General features: G+C 61.8%; 15 protein-coding genes. 4 read left to right on the plus strand and 11 right to left on the minus strand.

All coding sequences use genetic code 11. From position 1 onward, the window contains the following. Nucleotides 1-494: 494 nt before the first annotated feature. The 4 genes from AA309_RS25165 to AA309_RS25180 all read right to left on the minus strand — a co-directional run bounded on the left by AA309_RS25165 (nucleotide 495) and on the right by AA309_RS25180 (nucleotide 4,826). On the minus strand, nucleotides 495-1,280 hold the full coding sequence (locus AA309_RS25165; protein WP_150117751.1) for an SDR family NAD(P)-dependent oxidoreductase: 786 nt from the start codon (nucleotides 1,278-1,280) through the stop codon (nucleotides 495-497). A gap of 115 nt (nucleotides 1,281-1,395) precedes the next feature. Then, nucleotides 1,396-2,697, minus strand: a complete 1,302-nt coding sequence (gene fabF, locus AA309_RS25170) for a beta-ketoacyl-ACP synthase II (protein ID WP_047191776.1) — start codon at nucleotides 2,695-2,697, stop codon at nucleotides 1,396-1,398. Between the two features lie 124 nt (nucleotides 2,698-2,821). After that, nucleotides 2,822-4,051, minus strand: coding sequence for a multidrug effflux MFS transporter (locus AA309_RS25175; protein ID WP_047191777.1), 1,230 nt, complete (start codon nucleotides 4,049-4,051; stop codon nucleotides 2,822-2,824). A 169-nt stretch (nucleotides 4,052-4,220) separates the two neighbouring features. Beyond that, nucleotides 4,221-4,826: a TetR/AcrR family transcriptional regulator gene (locus AA309_RS25180; protein WP_047191778.1), complete on the minus strand. Its 606-nt coding sequence runs from the start codon at nucleotides 4,824-4,826 to the stop codon at nucleotides 4,221-4,223. A gap of 85 nt (nucleotides 4,827-4,911) precedes the next feature. Between AA309_RS25180 and AA309_RS25185 the strand changes: the two genes are divergently transcribed. From AA309_RS25185 to AA309_RS35975, 4 genes are read left to right on the plus strand one after another with little or no spacing between them, the layout of a single operon-like run. Next, on the plus strand, nucleotides 4,912-6,021 hold the full coding sequence (locus AA309_RS25185; protein WP_047191810.1) for an efflux RND transporter periplasmic adaptor subunit: 1,110 nt from the start codon (nucleotides 4,912-4,914) through the stop codon (nucleotides 6,019-6,021). Beyond that, complete coding sequence (locus tag AA309_RS25190; protein WP_047191779.1) at nucleotides 6,021-9,134, plus strand: efflux RND transporter permease subunit; 3,114 nt, start codon at nucleotides 6,021-6,023, stop codon at nucleotides 9,132-9,134. The genes AA309_RS25185 and AA309_RS25190 overlap by 1 nt, the downstream gene beginning before the upstream one ends. Before the next feature lie 45 nt (nucleotides 9,135-9,179). Further along, nucleotides 9,180-9,626, plus strand: a complete 447-nt coding sequence (locus AA309_RS25195) for a MarR family winged helix-turn-helix transcriptional regulator (protein WP_200902048.1) — start codon at nucleotides 9,180-9,182, stop codon at nucleotides 9,624-9,626. Between the two features lie 47 nt (nucleotides 9,627-9,673). Further along, nucleotides 9,674-9,817 carry a hypothetical protein gene (locus AA309_RS35975; protein WP_166802376.1) on the plus strand — a complete coding sequence of 48 codons (144 nt, stop codon included), beginning with the start codon at nucleotides 9,674-9,676 and terminating at the stop codon, nucleotides 9,815-9,817. 159 nt (nucleotides 9,818-9,976) lie between these two features. On the opposite strand, the gene AA309_RS25200 is transcribed toward AA309_RS35975, so the two are convergent. The 7 genes from AA309_RS25200 to AA309_RS36145 form a co-directional block, all read right to left on the minus strand. After that, nucleotides 9,977-10,618, minus strand: a complete 642-nt coding sequence (locus tag AA309_RS25200) for a hypothetical protein (RefSeq protein WP_150117746.1) — start codon at nucleotides 10,616-10,618, stop codon at nucleotides 9,977-9,979. 57 nt (nucleotides 10,619-10,675) lie between these two features. Then, nucleotides 10,676-10,876, minus strand: a complete 201-nt coding sequence (locus AA309_RS34660; RefSeq protein ID WP_047191781.1) for a hypothetical protein — start codon at nucleotides 10,874-10,876, stop codon at nucleotides 10,676-10,678. Nucleotides 10,877-10,883: 7 nt separating this feature from the next. Next, on the minus strand, nucleotides 10,884-11,414 hold the full coding sequence (locus tag AA309_RS25210) for a hypothetical protein (protein WP_150117747.1): 531 nt from the start codon (nucleotides 11,412-11,414) through the stop codon (nucleotides 10,884-10,886). A 311-nt stretch (nucleotides 11,415-11,725) separates the two neighbouring features. Next, nucleotides 11,726-11,983 carry a helix-turn-helix transcriptional regulator gene (locus AA309_RS25215; protein ID WP_047191783.1) on the minus strand — a complete coding sequence of 86 codons (258 nt, stop codon included), beginning with the start codon at nucleotides 11,981-11,983 and terminating at the stop codon, nucleotides 11,726-11,728. 24 nt (nucleotides 11,984-12,007) lie between these two features. After that, on the minus strand, nucleotides 12,008-12,310 hold the full coding sequence (locus AA309_RS25220) for a helix-turn-helix transcriptional regulator (protein ID WP_244470494.1): 303 nt from the start codon (nucleotides 12,308-12,310) through the stop codon (nucleotides 12,008-12,010). Between the two features lie 390 nt (nucleotides 12,311-12,700). Continuing rightward, nucleotides 12,701-13,912: a tyrosine-type recombinase/integrase gene (locus AA309_RS25225; protein WP_047191813.1), complete on the minus strand. Its 1,212-nt coding sequence runs from the start codon at nucleotides 13,910-13,912 to the stop codon at nucleotides 12,701-12,703. Nucleotides 13,913-14,065: 153 nt separating this feature from the next. Next, the coding region (locus AA309_RS36145) for a hypothetical protein (RefSeq protein ID WP_047191784.1) at nucleotides 14,066-14,376 on the minus strand (311 nt) is incomplete at its 5' end.

The raw sequence follows: 14,376 nt of genomic DNA on the forward strand, positions 1-14,376 counted from the left end.
TTGACACAACCAAGACCCAGAGCGGACTCTAGCCGGTCCGAGACCTACTTGCTTAAAGCACGGTCTCGGCGGAGCTGGCACCTGCACCTGCCCAAAATGCTCTTGCATCCGTGCTCGCATGAGCTCGGGTCGACCGACAGCAATCGACGGCGGGGGCTTACGACGAAGTCTGCCCGATGCACCGAGAGATCGTCTGGGCCGCCTGATCCAGGTCGCCTTCGGTGTGCACCGCACTGACCTGAAACCTCAAACGTGCTTCCCCGTTGGCCACGACCGGATAGGTCATCGCAGGCGCGTAAATGCCCGCCTCGAACAACGCATCCGACACTGGGCGCGTGTACTCCTCTGTCCCAATGCGCAGGCCAGTGGTCGCGCTGTCGCTGGAATAGTATGGACAAGCCGCTGTCCTTAAAGGCCCGCCGCAAACGACGGACGTCCGCCACCAGACAATCAGCACGCCCTTATTCGAGCGGTGTAGCGTGGGGCCACAGATCCTAAGACCCCATTATTCTTCTCATCGTGGCTCTTTGCATCGATCGTGGCGTCAGACGGTTTGAAAAGGCGGCTATCTTGTTCGACAGGCCTGCGACCACCGTGGCCCTTCCTTGCAAGAGTGCCCGAATACCGCTCGCGGCGACCGGACGTGGCTTCATAGTGAGGAGACGCAATATGGCTGAAGCGGTTGCGCCAGCGGCCGCATCGAACCCGGTCGCAGTGTGCCCCGGGCAGAGGGTTGTCACGATTACACCATGCGGGCGGAGCTCGTCATGCAGGGCCTCACCAAGGGCGAGCACATAAGCCTTGGTCGCCGCATAGGCCGCGTAGCTGGGAACGGCCTGGAAGGCCAGGAGGCTGGCGACGAGAAGGATATATCCAGATCGCCGGGTAGCCATGTCGCGTCCGAAGAGATAGGTCAGCTCGGTGAGCGCCGTGATGTCGAGCTGGATCATATCTACGGTGCGCTCGATCGGGGTTTCCAGAAAATCGCCATGCAGGCCGTATCCGGCATTGTTCAGCAGGATGTCGATCGCCACCGACTTCGCGTCGAGACTGCTTTTCAGGCGAATGGCCGCGCCGGGCGAGGCAAGATCGATTGCCTCGACCAGCACATCGACCCCGTATTTGCTGTGAAGATTGGAGGCGAGCTTTTCCATCGGCTCCTGCCGGCGGGCCGCCAATACGAGATTGACCTTCTGCGCCGCCAGGAGATCTGCAAATTCAACGCCGAGGCCACTCGATGCTCCTGTGATCAGCGCCCATTTTCCAGCGAAGCTGTTCATTGTTTCAACACCTGCGTCGGAAGCGCCCGTTGTCGAGCTGATCGATTGTTTCGACATCGTTCTCTCCGTCATCTCTTTGATCGGTTGGGAAAAACATGAAGAAGCAAGGTTTCGATCATGAGCCTCTCCCAGTGCTCGCGCCGGCCAGCTCGTCCGTCCAGCGCCGGAACAGCGCGCTGGCGTTGACGCCTCCGAAGCCGAAGCCGTTCGAGATCGCGTAGTCCATCTCCAATGGCCGGGCCTGGTTTGCGACGAAGTCGATCCCGTCGCCGGCTGGATCGGGAGCGCTCAAATTGAGTGTCGGCGGTGCCACCTGATCCCTGAGCGCCAGGATTGCGAAGATGGCACCAAGCCCACCGGCGGCTCCGAGCAGGTGTCCGGTTGCCGATTTCGTTGCGCTGACGGCGATGGTGGAATCGGTGCCGAAGACCCTTCTGATCGCTTCGATTTCCCCCAGATCGCCGACTGGCGTGGAGGTTGCGTGCGCATTGAGGTGGCGTATCTCACGCGCAGAAATGCCGGCTTGGGCAATCGCGATCTCCATGGCTCTGCGCGCACCATCGCCGTCCTCGGGGCCGGAGGTGATGTGATGAGCGTCCGCTGTCGTGCCGTAGCCGACGAGCTCGGCGAGCGGTCTCGCACCGCGCGCAAGCGCGTGGCTCAATTCCTCAATGACCAGGATGCCGGCCCCTTCGCCCATGACGAAGCCGTCCCGTGCCACGTCGAAGGGGCGCGAGGCTTGAGCCGGCGTCTCATTAAAGCCGGTGGAGAGAGAGCGTGCTGCGGCGAAACCACCGAGGCTGACGGTGTTTATGCATGCTTCCGTTCCACCGCACACGGCGATATCGGCTTCATTTGCGCGGATAAGACGAGCGGCATCGCCGATCGCCTGGATGCCGGCCGCGCACGCAGTCACCGGTGCGCCGAGTGGACCCTTGAAGCCGTAGCGGATCGAGATCTGGCCCGCCGCGAGATTCACGAGGAAGGACGGCACCGTGAAAGGCGACAAACGGCGGACGCCGCGCTGGTCGACCGTGCGCACTGCCTCGGTGATGGCGGGGAACCCGCCGATGCCCGAAGCGATGATCGTGGCTGTGCGCAAGCGATCCGCTTCCGAGACGGGTGTCCATTTCGCTTGAGCGAGTGCCTCTTGTGCAGCGGCGAGCCCGAAGAGGATGAACCGATCTACCTTGCGCTGGTCCTTCGGGGCAAAGACGGTATTCGGATCGAAGCCAGCGTCGGAGTCTTCTTCCAAGGAGGGAACCACGCCGCCGATCTTCGCCTGCAAGTCTCCCACCATATCGTCCGGAAGCCTCCGGATGCCCGAGCGACTGGCCAGGAGACGCGACCAGGACGTTTCGACATCTGCGGCAAGGGGCGTGACCGCGCCCATCCCTGTTACAACAATCCGTCGCATCACTCTTCCTCTCGATCTGGGTACGTGGGCAGCGTGGCCCGGCCATGGCTCGATCCTGTGCGGACCCCCGCTCGCGACCGCCGCTTGCTTCTTCTGCGATACAGGGCGTCGCGTTGAACGTGATTCATGCTTGCACCTCCGCTTTGGGCTGACGCATTGCGACAGGGAGAAAGACCAGAAGGGCAAGCGCCGAACCCGTCGTCAGGATGACAGCAAGCGACGCGGACGGCTGAAGAGGCAGAACGCTGGCGAACGAGGCCCCAACGGCCGCGCAGCCCATCTGGAGGAACCCGAGCAGCGCGGAGGCCAGCCCGGCCTGCCGTCCAAACGGATGCATCGCGATCGCGGTGCCGAGCGGATTGATCAATCCCATGCCGAGCAGATACAGCGCGATCGCCGTGGTGAGGGGAATGAAGGCCGGCGCGGCGGCGGATGCGAACAGAGAGAGGCTGCCAGCCAGCGCGATGACGAGGCCGATCATGCCAATGGTGCGCTGGCCCCAGCGGTGAGCCAGGCGCGGCGCGAGAAACCCAGCCGCGAAGACGATCAGAACGGTCGTCGCGAAGGTCAATCCGAGCTGAAAGGCGGTAAGGCCCAACTCATTCATCAGGATGGCGGGCGCCGCTGTGAAGAAGGTGTAGAGCCCACCGATGACAAGGCTCACGGACACGGAAGGAAGGAGAAAGCGTGGATCCATGGCCAGGCGGCCATAGGCGGATGCCGCCGCCGAAGCCGCCAGGGACGCCCTGCGGTCGGCCCGATGAGTTTCGCCGACGCTCGTCGCATAATGCAGCGCGAGCACCACGCCAAACGCCGCAACGACGAGGAAGGTGATCCGCCAGCCAAACAGGCTGTCAAGCGCACTTCCGAGCAGCGGCGAAAAGCCCGGTGCAGCCGCACCGGCGATCATGGTCAGCGCCAGAGCCCGCGCGAGCGCCTCGCCGTCGAACAGGTCCCGCGCAATGGCACGCGACAGGACCGAGGCGGCGCAAGCCCCGAGCGCCTGGATGACGCGGCCGAGGACCAGGAAGGACAAGGTGTCGGCGAAGGCACAAAGGACACTGCCCGCGGCAAAGACTGCAAGACCTCCCAGCACCAGCCATTTGCGGCCGAAGCGGTCGGAGAGCGGTCCGGCCAGAAGCTGTCCGACCGCGAAGGCAACGAAGAAGCTGCTCAACGTCAGGCCGAGTTCCTGGGAAGAAACGCTGAGGCTGGCGCTAATCCGCGGAAAGGCAGGAAGGATGATGTTGGTGGCGAGCGCGCCGAGCGCGGCCAGCCCGGCGAGCAGGAACAGGATCCCGCCAGTCAGCCGGCGCCCGGAAGGCGCAGGGCTCGTGACCGAAAACGCGGGCATCACGGCTTCCTGCTCACGACCAGGCATGGCGACGTGCCATGCGCGTCCACCGCCGATGGGCGGCGGATGCTCCCGTCTCCCAGCTTCGCAGCGAGCTCAAGCCCGAAGCATCCCGCCAACTCGGAGATGGAAGCAGTTGCGGAGCGCACTTCTGTTGGAGAATCTGCCATCATTGGAGCGGTTCCTGTTGGGCATCGCCGGCAGACAACCCCGCCAGCACGCTCTTGGCGGCCGCTTGCAGGAACTGCTTTGACAGCCGCTCGTCGTTGACCGCCCGCGAGAGGACCACCGCACCGACCATTGTCGAGAGAGCGGCCATGGCCTTGCCGCTGGGCTCCTCGCCATCGGCCTCGCCAACCCAACGGCCGAGCATCTTGAGGTAGTCCCTGATCCCGGCTTCGAATGACGCCTTCACGTCGATGCCCTGCCGGGCAGCATCTGAGCCGAGCGCAACGATCGGGCAGCCGTCCATCCTCTCTGCGCGATGCTCCATGCTGAGATAGAACGCGATCACCGCGCCAATCGGGTCCTGCGGATTGGCCTCGGCTGCGGCTGACCATCGGCGAAAGGCGCTCTCCAATGCCCGCCTGGACGCCTGCGCCGCCAAGTCGTCCTTCGACGCGAACTGCTTGTAAAACGCGCCTTGGGTCAGCCCGGCACTCTCCATCAGGTCCTTAAGGCCGATCCCATCAAAGCCGTGTTCCCGAAAGAGGCGGCTGGCAACATCGATTACGGTTTGCCGGTTTTTCTCAGCCTGAACGCGACTTACTCGCATCGCCAATCTCCTTTTTTAGATTGCATTCATAATCTATATCGAATATAGAGTGCGAATGCAATCTAATTTGTGAGAGGCGATGGGCATGAAGAAGAAACCAGCTATCGCGTTGGGGGGCTTCCTGATCGCAGTGTCCGGGGCGGCCGCAGTCCTCACTCTTTCCTTTCGCACGCAGGACGCCTCTGCGGTGAGTGACCCGAGGCAGGAGCCACCGATCGTCAGACTGGCGACGGCAGCGCGGGTGACCGGATCCGAACGCAGTTTCACGGGCATCATTGGGGCGAGGGTGCAGAGCAACCTCGGTTTTCGCGTTGCCGGCAAGATCGTGGAACGGCTTGTGAATGTCGGTCAGCAGGTCAAAGCTGGTCAGCCGCTGATGCGGATCGACGAAACCGACCTTCGCCTGGCGCTCACGGCGAAGCGCAACGCCGTTGCCGCAGCGCGTGCATCCGTCGTTCAGACGGATGCGGATGAGCGGCGATACGCGAACTTGGTCAGCAACGGATGGGCTTCCCGACAGCGCTATGAGCAAGCGAAAGCCGCGTCGGATACGGCCGAGGCGCAACTCGCCGCCGCTGAAGCCGAAGCACGGGTTGCCGAGAACGAGGCAACCTACTCGGTCCTGGTGGCGGACGCGGATGGAACGGTGGTCGAAACGCTTGGCGAGCCGGGTCAGGTCGTCTCCGCCGGCCAGACCGTGGTTCGGCTTGCCCAGGCCGGCCCCCGTGAAGCGGTGATCGCGCTTCCCGAAACGATCCGGCCGGCGATCGGCTCGGTGGCCTCGGCTACCGTGTATGGGGATGGTGAGCGTCGCTACACGGCACACCTTCGGCAGTTGTCGGACGCCGCCGATCCCCAGACCCGGACCTATGAGGCCCGCTATGTGCTCGACGGCGAGGCCGCGGCAGCACCGCTCGGCGCGACGGTCACCGTTCGGCTGGCCAGTCAAGCGGACCAGCCGGAAGTCCAGGTGCCGCTGGGAGCCGTGCTCAACGACGGCCGGAAGACCGGCGTTTGGGTCTTGGACAGCGCTACCTCGACCGTACGCTTTCAGCCCGTCAAGCTTGTTCGGGTGAGCGGCGAAACCGCCGTGATCTCCGGATTGAGCTCTGGTGATCCGATTGTTTCGCTCGGCGCTCATCTCCTCCAGGAGGGCGCTCGCGTCAGGACTGCGTTGGAAAGCAGGAGCAACTGATGAGCCTCAATCTTTCCGCTCTCGCCGTTCGCGAACGGGCCGTCACCCTGTTCTTCATCCTCCTGCTGGTGGCCGCTGGCGCCTACTCCTTCGTCATGCTTGGACGAGCGGAGGACCCCTCCTTCACCATCAAGACCCTGACGGTCACGACGGCATGGCCGGGCGCGACGGCGCGCGAGATGCAGGACCTCGTTGCCGAACCGTTGGAGAAGCGGCTTCAGGAATTGACCTGGTACGACCGGGTCGAGACGACCACCCGTCCGGGCTACGCGTACATGACGGTGACGCTGAAGGACAGCACACCGCCATCGGTCGTGCAGGAGGAGTTCTACCAAGCCCGTAAGAAGCTCGGGGACGAGGCCCGCAGCCTGCCGGCCGGCGTCTTCGGCCCCTTCGTCAACGACGAATATTCGGATGTGAGCTTCGCCCTCTATGCACTCAAGGCCAAGGGCATGCCGATGCGTGAGCTGGTTCGGCAGGCCGAGGTGATCCGCCAGGACCTCCTGCATGTGCCCGGCGTCAAGAAGATCAACATTCTCGGTGAACGACCCGAACAGATATTTGTCGAATTCTCCTATGCCAAACTGGCAACCCTCGGCGTATCGGCACAGGATATCGTCGCCGCCTTGCAGCGGCAGAACACCGTCACACCGGCAGGTTCGATCGACACCCAGGGGCCGCGGGTCTTCATCCGGGTCGACGGCGCCTATGACAGCGTTCAGGCGATCGCCGACACGCCGATCGTCGCTGCGGGGCGGACGCTGAAGCTCTCCGACATCGCCGAGGTCCGCCGCGGCTATGAAGATCCTCCCACCTACCTCATTCGACGCCAGGGTGAGCCCACCATCATGCTCGCGGCGGTGATGCAAGAGGGCTGGGATGGCCTCGCGCTCGGCAAGGCGCTGGAGGAGAGGACGGCGGCCATCGCACAAACACTGCCGCTCGGGATGACACTCGACAAGGTGACCGACCAGGCCGTCAACATCACCTCGGCGGTTGACGAGTTCATGATGAAGTTCGCAATGGCGCTCGGCGTGGTGCTGCTGGTGAGCCTGCTCAGCCTCGGCTGGCGCGTCGGCATCGTCGTGGCGGCCGCCGTCCCTCTGACGCTTGCCGTCGTGTTCCTCATCATGCTCGAAACCGGCCGGTTCTTCGACCGCATCACGCTCGGCGCCCTCATCCTGGCGCTTGGTCTTCTCGTGGACGACGCCATCATCGCCATCGAGGTGATGGTGGTGAAAATGGAAGAGGGCATGGACCGCATCAAGGCGGCGGCCTATGCGTGGAGCCACACGGCGGCGCCGATGCTGTCCGGAACACTCGTGACGATCGCCGGATTCCTGCCGGTGGGCTTCGCACGCTCGACGGCCGGCGAATACGCCGGCAACATCTTCTGGGTCGTGGGGTTCGCCCTCATCGTCTCCTGGATCGTCGCGGTGGTCTTCACGCCCTATCTCGGCGTCAAGATGCTGCCCGCGATCAAACCGATCGAGGGTGGTCACCATGCGATCTACGACACATCGAACTATCGGCGTCTGCGACGGCTCATCACCTTCGCCGTGCGCCACAAGTTTGTCACCTGCGGCATCGTCGGCATCGCCTTCGCGCTTTCCGGCGTCGGCATGGGCGCCGTCAAACAGCAGTTCTTCCCGACATCCGACCGCCCCGAAGTGCTGGTGGAGGTTCGCCTGCCGGAAGGCACCAGCATCCAGACGACGACCGCCACCGTCGAGAAGCTCGAACACTGGCTGGACGACCAGCCCGAGGCCAAGATCGTCACGAGCTATGTCGGTCAGGGCGCTCCCCGCTTCTTCTTCGCGATGGCGCCGGAACTGCCTGATCCTGCCTTCGCCAAGATCGTCGTGCTGACACCGGACGCTGAGGCGCGCGAGGCTTTGAAGCGCCGGCTCCGAGAGGCGGTGTCACAGGGGCTCGCACCCGAGGCCTATGTGCGCGTCACTCAGCTTGTGTTCGGCCCCTACACGCCGTTCCCGGTCGAGTTCCGGGTCATGGGACCCGATCCCGCGCAGCTGTACGCGATCTCTGAAAAAGCCCTCGATACGATGCGGGGCATCCCGGACGTGCGGCAGGCCAACCGCGATTGGGGCAACCGCACGCCCGTGTTGCGCTTCATCCCGGATCAGGATCGCCTGAACCTCCTCGGCCTCTCGCCGGCGGAGGTTGGCCGGCAGCTCCAATTCCTCCTCACCGGCATCGCCGTGACGCAGGTCCGCGAGGACATCCGCAATGTCCCCATCGTGGCCCGCAGCGCCGGCGGCGAGCGGCTGGATCCGACGCGTCTCGCGGATTTCTCACTGACGAGCCGGGACGGCCGCCAGATTCCGCTCGACCAGATCGGCCATTCGGAAATCCGTCTGGAAGAGCCGATCCTGAAGCGCCGCGATCGCACGCCCGTCATCACGATCCGCTCGGACATCAATGAGGCGACACAGCCTCCGGAGGTTTCCAAGCAGATCATGACGGCCCTTCAGCCGCTGATTGCATCCCTTCCGGTCGGCTATCGCATCGAAATGGGGGGGTCGATCGAGGAGGCGGCCAAGGCCAACGCGGCGTTGGGTAAAGTCTTCCCGGCCATGATCGCCGTCACGCTGATCGTCATCATGCTGCAGGTGCGATCCTTCTCGACAATGGCCATGGTGCTGCTGACGGCACCGCTTGGCCTTGTCGGCGTCGTGCCTATGTTGCTCACCTTCAACCAGCCCTTCGGGTTCAACGCCATCCTGGGCCTGATCGGACTGGCCGGCATCCTGATGCGCAATACACTGATCCTGACCGAACAGATCAAGGAGAACCGCGCTGCCGGCCTCGACGCCTATCACGCCGTCATCGAGGCCACGGTGCAACGCACGAGGCCCGTGATCCTGACCGCGCTTGCCGCCGTACTGGCCTTCATTCCCCTCACACACTCCGTCTTCTGGGGATCGATGGCTTACACGCTGATCGGCGGCACGGCGGTCGGCACGGTGCTAATTCTGCTCTTCCTGCCGGCCCTCTATGCGGCGTGGTTCCGGATCAAGCCTGAGGTCGTCGATGAGGAAAAGCAAGGCACTGAGTCGCAAAGACTTGCTGTTGTTGCTGCGGCAGCCGAATAGCGCAGATCCGAGCCATGGGCTCTGAACCAGGACGAGTATTTCAACGTGCACGACGACGTTCCGCTCGAGATCACTTGCTATATTCTCGATCACTGCCTTGGCTTGCATCTGCAGCGCGCCGCCCGTGTGGTCGCGCGACGTCTCGACGAGGCGCTACGACCGCTCGACCTGACCAATGGGCAATTTGAGCTCCTCGCCTTGCTCAGGCAGACACCCGCGCAGGGGATTGCGTCGGTCGCGGAACGGCTCGGCAGGGATCGCACGACGATTACCGCAATCCTCAAGCCGTTGAAGCAACGCGGGCTTGTCGCGGTGACGGTCAATCCCGATGACAGCCGCGGCCGTAGGCTCTCCCTGACGCGAGCCGGCAGAGACCTGTTGGCCGCTGCCATCCCCCATTGGGGTCGGTTTCATCTCCGCATGGATCACCTGTTCGCAAATGATGAAGTCGATCTGCTGCGACGCTCACTGACGACTTTATCGCGGATCTGAGAGTGTCCGAAAGACGAGGAAGAAAGATGAAGTGGTTTCTGGAGAGGATGCGTTTGTATTCCGAGGCGCTTTCTGGCATCGATGATTTGACAGGCGAGGAACTGCTGCAACTTCAAGCCCGGGTGCAACTTTTGGAGAGCGAGATCGCTCGTCTGAAGGCTCTCGTCGAGGCGCTTCGGCCCCGCGGCTGAAACCTGGGTAGGTGCTGTCGGACTGAGGCAAGGCATTTTAAGGGAAGGACTGCTCATGGCACGAAGCGGAATTTGCTTGGTTGTCTGCACTTGGATCGAAAGCTGACTATCAGCAATGGTGGCATATTCTCAATATGAGCAGCATTCCGGCTGCGCCGATCAATCCTTGGTTTTTGCGTCTTCGTTTTCGCGTTTAGGGGTGAGCCTGTCGAGAGCCGCAAGTGCCCTGTTCTCGATCCTCAGTGCTTCTGCCCGCAGGCGATCGTAAGTGCGCTGATGCATGCCGGAAGGTCGAGGTGGCCAAGAATCATGAATCGATAGACTGCCATTGAGACGCGCCCTGATATTCTGAGCTTGGGTGATGTTTCGGAAGAGGTCCGACTCGCTTTGTGAACGATAGGCAAGGGCATGAGCCTCGCGGGATGCGAACTGCTTGCCGCCTTCGGGCAAATAGAGAATGCGAGCCCGCTTCTGCATCATTGGACAGATAAACCACAGGCGAATGCCGCCAAGGTGCGGCTTCGTCGCGACGAGCCTCACCGTCTGATAACGTCTAACCTCGTGCATCTGGAATGAGAAGGTGAGGCTTGCGGCCTCGGGATCAGTTAGATCGCCGCAGTACTGGATCGTGAGGCTGCGAGATCTGAGAGGAGCGGCAGCGCTCCATTGCCCTTCCATCTCTGTACCGAGCCGTAGTCGACCGGCACGGGCGAGCGACGCAATATCCAGTGCGTAAGCACGTTCGACAAGACCACGGCGTGAACGCCATATCGATAGATTGCCTGATCCAACACCACCCATGAATGCCACCTGTATTATCGCGAAATCATTTGCCAAAGAAGGTTGCACTGCAGATAACTATTGGTCGTAATGGGCTGAAAATTCCTGTATAATCAGCTTGTTATGCAATGGGCGATAGGTTGCAGCACCTGCAGCTTTGGGTGCAAACTGCAACTGCAACTGCAACTGCAACTGCAACTGCAACTGCAACTGCAACTGCAACTGCAACTGCAACTGCAACTGCAACTGCAACTGCAACTCGCTTCTGCTGAATGTCATGAGGCCCTCAGTGTCCCGCAGATTCTGCATATCGCTTGCGAGCTGTTCGGTGAATGTCTTGCGAGATGGATGCGCGCTTGCCGTAGATCCACCCTTGCGGTCCGCAGTCGATACCAAACTCCTCGGCGTCCTCAGGGTCCATTCCTTTGCACAGGTACTTCAGCTTCCCCATGGTCGCTTGCAAAGTTGGGTTCCCTCTGCCAACACGCGTGAACGCAACGGCACGATCGTTCAAGCCATGGCATTCCTCGTCGAGCACATTGCGCACCTGCTCCTTGAAGCCACGAAGGACCGCGGGAGGACAATGCATCAGGATGTGCGTGTTGGGGCAGCCGTCGGGATTCTCACGAACCGCAATCTGCGCGAAGACCTCGCAGTATCGCGGCTTGAGCCATTTCCTGCTCAGTTCCATCAGCCGACCGAGAATCCGACCATCCGGATCATCTCCGACCCACGTGCGGGACCAGTTGATGTCGATGCAAAGATTGAGTGGGTACCCAATCGCATAGGCGAAATCAGCCGCATCGAGCATGGCCACAACTTGAGCTTTCGTGAGCCGATCGGACGACCACCGGCGGGGGCGGGCTGACACGGGAAGATCGTGGGATTTACTGATCCTATTACGAACTACGCGTGCGCGCGAGGGAAGCGCGCGAGCGGCCGCAAGACGAACGCCGTGCGGCAGAAGGATTTGAGGGGTCTTTTGGCGAGCTTTCGACCTCACTGTCACTTGCCATGGCCTTTCCAAGTTTGCAGTCGTTCATCGTGTTGCTCTCAAAATCCGATTTCAGTTTGCCTGGTCAGGTCTTTTAGGCGGCAAATCCGGTGGTCATCCCGGCCGGGCGCCGCTCATGTGCCAGCCTTCACGACAGGCAAGGCCATCCAGCGCCGGACATCGCCGATCCGATATTCAACAGCATCGGTGCAGGACGCGGGTCTCAGGCAGAACGGGCCACGGCCTTCTCGCTCCCAGCGGTGGAGCAACGCGACCGAGCACCCGAGGAAGAGCGCGACCTCTGCGGCGGAAACGATCGTGTCGACCGGTAGACAAGCGAGCTCAATCGGGGTCCGGATGAGGGTGGGAGGCTGTTGTGGCTGCTTCGACATGGGATTGCTCGGGAACAGGTCAGACTAGGCCCGCGACGGGCCAGAGTTGCTAGTCGAGCAGCGGCTCTTGCTGTTGGCCCACGTGCGCAGGTCGTCAATGCTGTAGACGATCAGCTTGGGCGAGAGCTTCTTGTAGGTCGGGCCGGTGCCGCGCAGCCGAGCGTGGTTCAAAAACGAGGCCGAGACGCCGAGGTAGCGAGCGGCCTCGGGTGTCCGCAGGTGCTGCAACAGGTGCGGCTCAGATGGCTCGTGCGCGAGTGATGGCCGAGGCTGCTGAAGCGATTTTGGCGCGGCTTTTGCCTTCATTGTTGGGTGGGCGCTGGTCATCGTTGTCCACTCTGTCGGGTTCTGTCCCAAGAACTGTGTTGTGAATAGAAAGTTGCAAGATGCTGATCCTGGGAAGATGAAGTTGATTGTGGACAACTTCTCGATTGTATCACCGTGAGCCGTAACGGTTATGGCTACTTGCACTTTCCTTTCCTATTCGAGTCGATGTTGGTGGGAATAGCTTTTGTGCGGAACCAAGAAAAGAATTCTTGTGGCATATTGCTACAGAATACTTTCTAGTTGTGGCAATCCGCCATAACGGATTCAGCAATTTCAAGGGCTTATCGCACAGCAAGACCGGCTGCCGCGTGGGGCAGAATTGGGGCAAAAGGGTCTGTGTAGGCTGCTCACGCGTGCACAGGATGCGCGGTGGCTTGCCCAAGGTGGCACTCAAGCAACAATGCGTGTGATTTCAGCCGCGAGCTTCTGAAGGGCATCGCGCTTTTCGAGCACATAATCGTGGCGATCATAAATGCCAGCCACACCCGGAATCGTGTGGCCAAGGACCCGCTCGGCGATCTCGCCGCTGATGCCGGCGCGGCTCATCAGGGAGCGTGCGGTGCGACGCAGATCGTGCAACCGCCACCCCGTGACGCCGCTGGTGCGATCAATGCCAGCCTTGGCCTTCGAGAAGCCGGAGATCGGCGTGCGGCCTATGGTGCTAAACACGTACTCACCCGAGCGGGGAAGGGCCGCCAGGATGGATTGCACCTCCTCAGTCAGCGGAACGGTATTGGCCCTGCCGTTCTTGTAGCGCTCCCGGGGAATGGTCCAGAGGTCCCTATCAATCTCGCGCCACCGCATATGCGCGACCTCGTCCCGACGTTGGGCCGTCAGCAGCAACAGCTGAACGAACGGGCCGAACGGGTAGGGGATTTGCTGCAGGCTCTGCCAAAGGGCTCTGATCTCGGCGTCGCTCAGCACGCGGTCGCGGGCTCGGGCTGTGTGGCTAGTTCGGGTCATGCCCTTGACCAGTGGACTGTGAAAGCGCTCATCCCGGGCGGCATGCCAGTTGAACAGCTTGCGGATAACCGCCAGCACGTGGTCGGCCAGAGCAGCGCTGCGCCTTTCCTCGATCGCGTCCAGGAGGGTGGCCACATCGGAGCGCTGGATCTCGGTGATCGGACGCGATCCCCAGTCGGGCAGGACATAATCCCGGAGCATCCGCTCGTACTCGCGCCAGCTTCTCAGGCGGGGTTTGGCGTGGCGCGCGACGAAGGTGGTCGCAATGGCCTCGACCGTGATGGCCATTGTCCGCTTCTTCTCCTGGGCGGCCCGGGCCGCCTCGGCGTGAAGCAACTCGCGTTGGGTGACTGGGTCGATGCCGTGGGCCAGCTTGCCCTTCACTTGAACGGCAATGTTCCGGGCCTGATCCGGGGTCAGGCTCTCGCCATAGGCTCCGATCGTGTAGCGTCGGATGCGCCCGGTTCGTCCTGGCGGGTAGCGGTACTGGACCAGGAAGACTTTGCGGCCAGATGGCGTGATCTTGAGGCCGAAGCCCGGCAGCTCCGCATCAAAGATAACCCTGTCTTTGTCGGTGGGGGCGAGCGCGTCGACCACACGTTTGGTGAGCTTGATGGGCGGCTGGTCAGAAGAAGCCATGATCGGCTCGGTAATCACATAGTAAGCACGCGATCAGCAATGACAACTTAGGATCAAACACAATGTGCAACGAAAACGCTTGCGCCACAAGGGTTCGTGGCACACGATGCGTCACAAGGCAAACATATGAGCGAAATAGCACCTAACTTTTAATCAGAGGGTCCTGGGTTCGAGTCCCAGCGCGCTCACCAATACTTTCAAAGGGCTACCGGCATCTGCCCTTTGAACCGTTTCCTCCCAGGTAGCCAATAGGTAGCCGGACGCTGAGAGCCACCCTGGTTTTTCGCTGTTCCAGGAGCCTGAGCTTGGAAGCCGGTTCTGCGAGGTGAGTCGCTCCGAACCCTGAAACTCGACACGGAGGCTATTCAGCTCCTTCATCTCGCCTTTGAACGTCGCGATCGAGCAGAGTGTCGGAATTGCTACCTCAGAATGGTCCTCGCCTGGCGAGGGCCTCAAAGCCACTT

Origin of the sequence: Microvirga vignae (assembly GCF_001017175.1) — a bacterium.
GTDB lineage: Bacteria > Pseudomonadota > Alphaproteobacteria > Rhizobiales > Beijerinckiaceae > Microvirga > Microvirga vignae.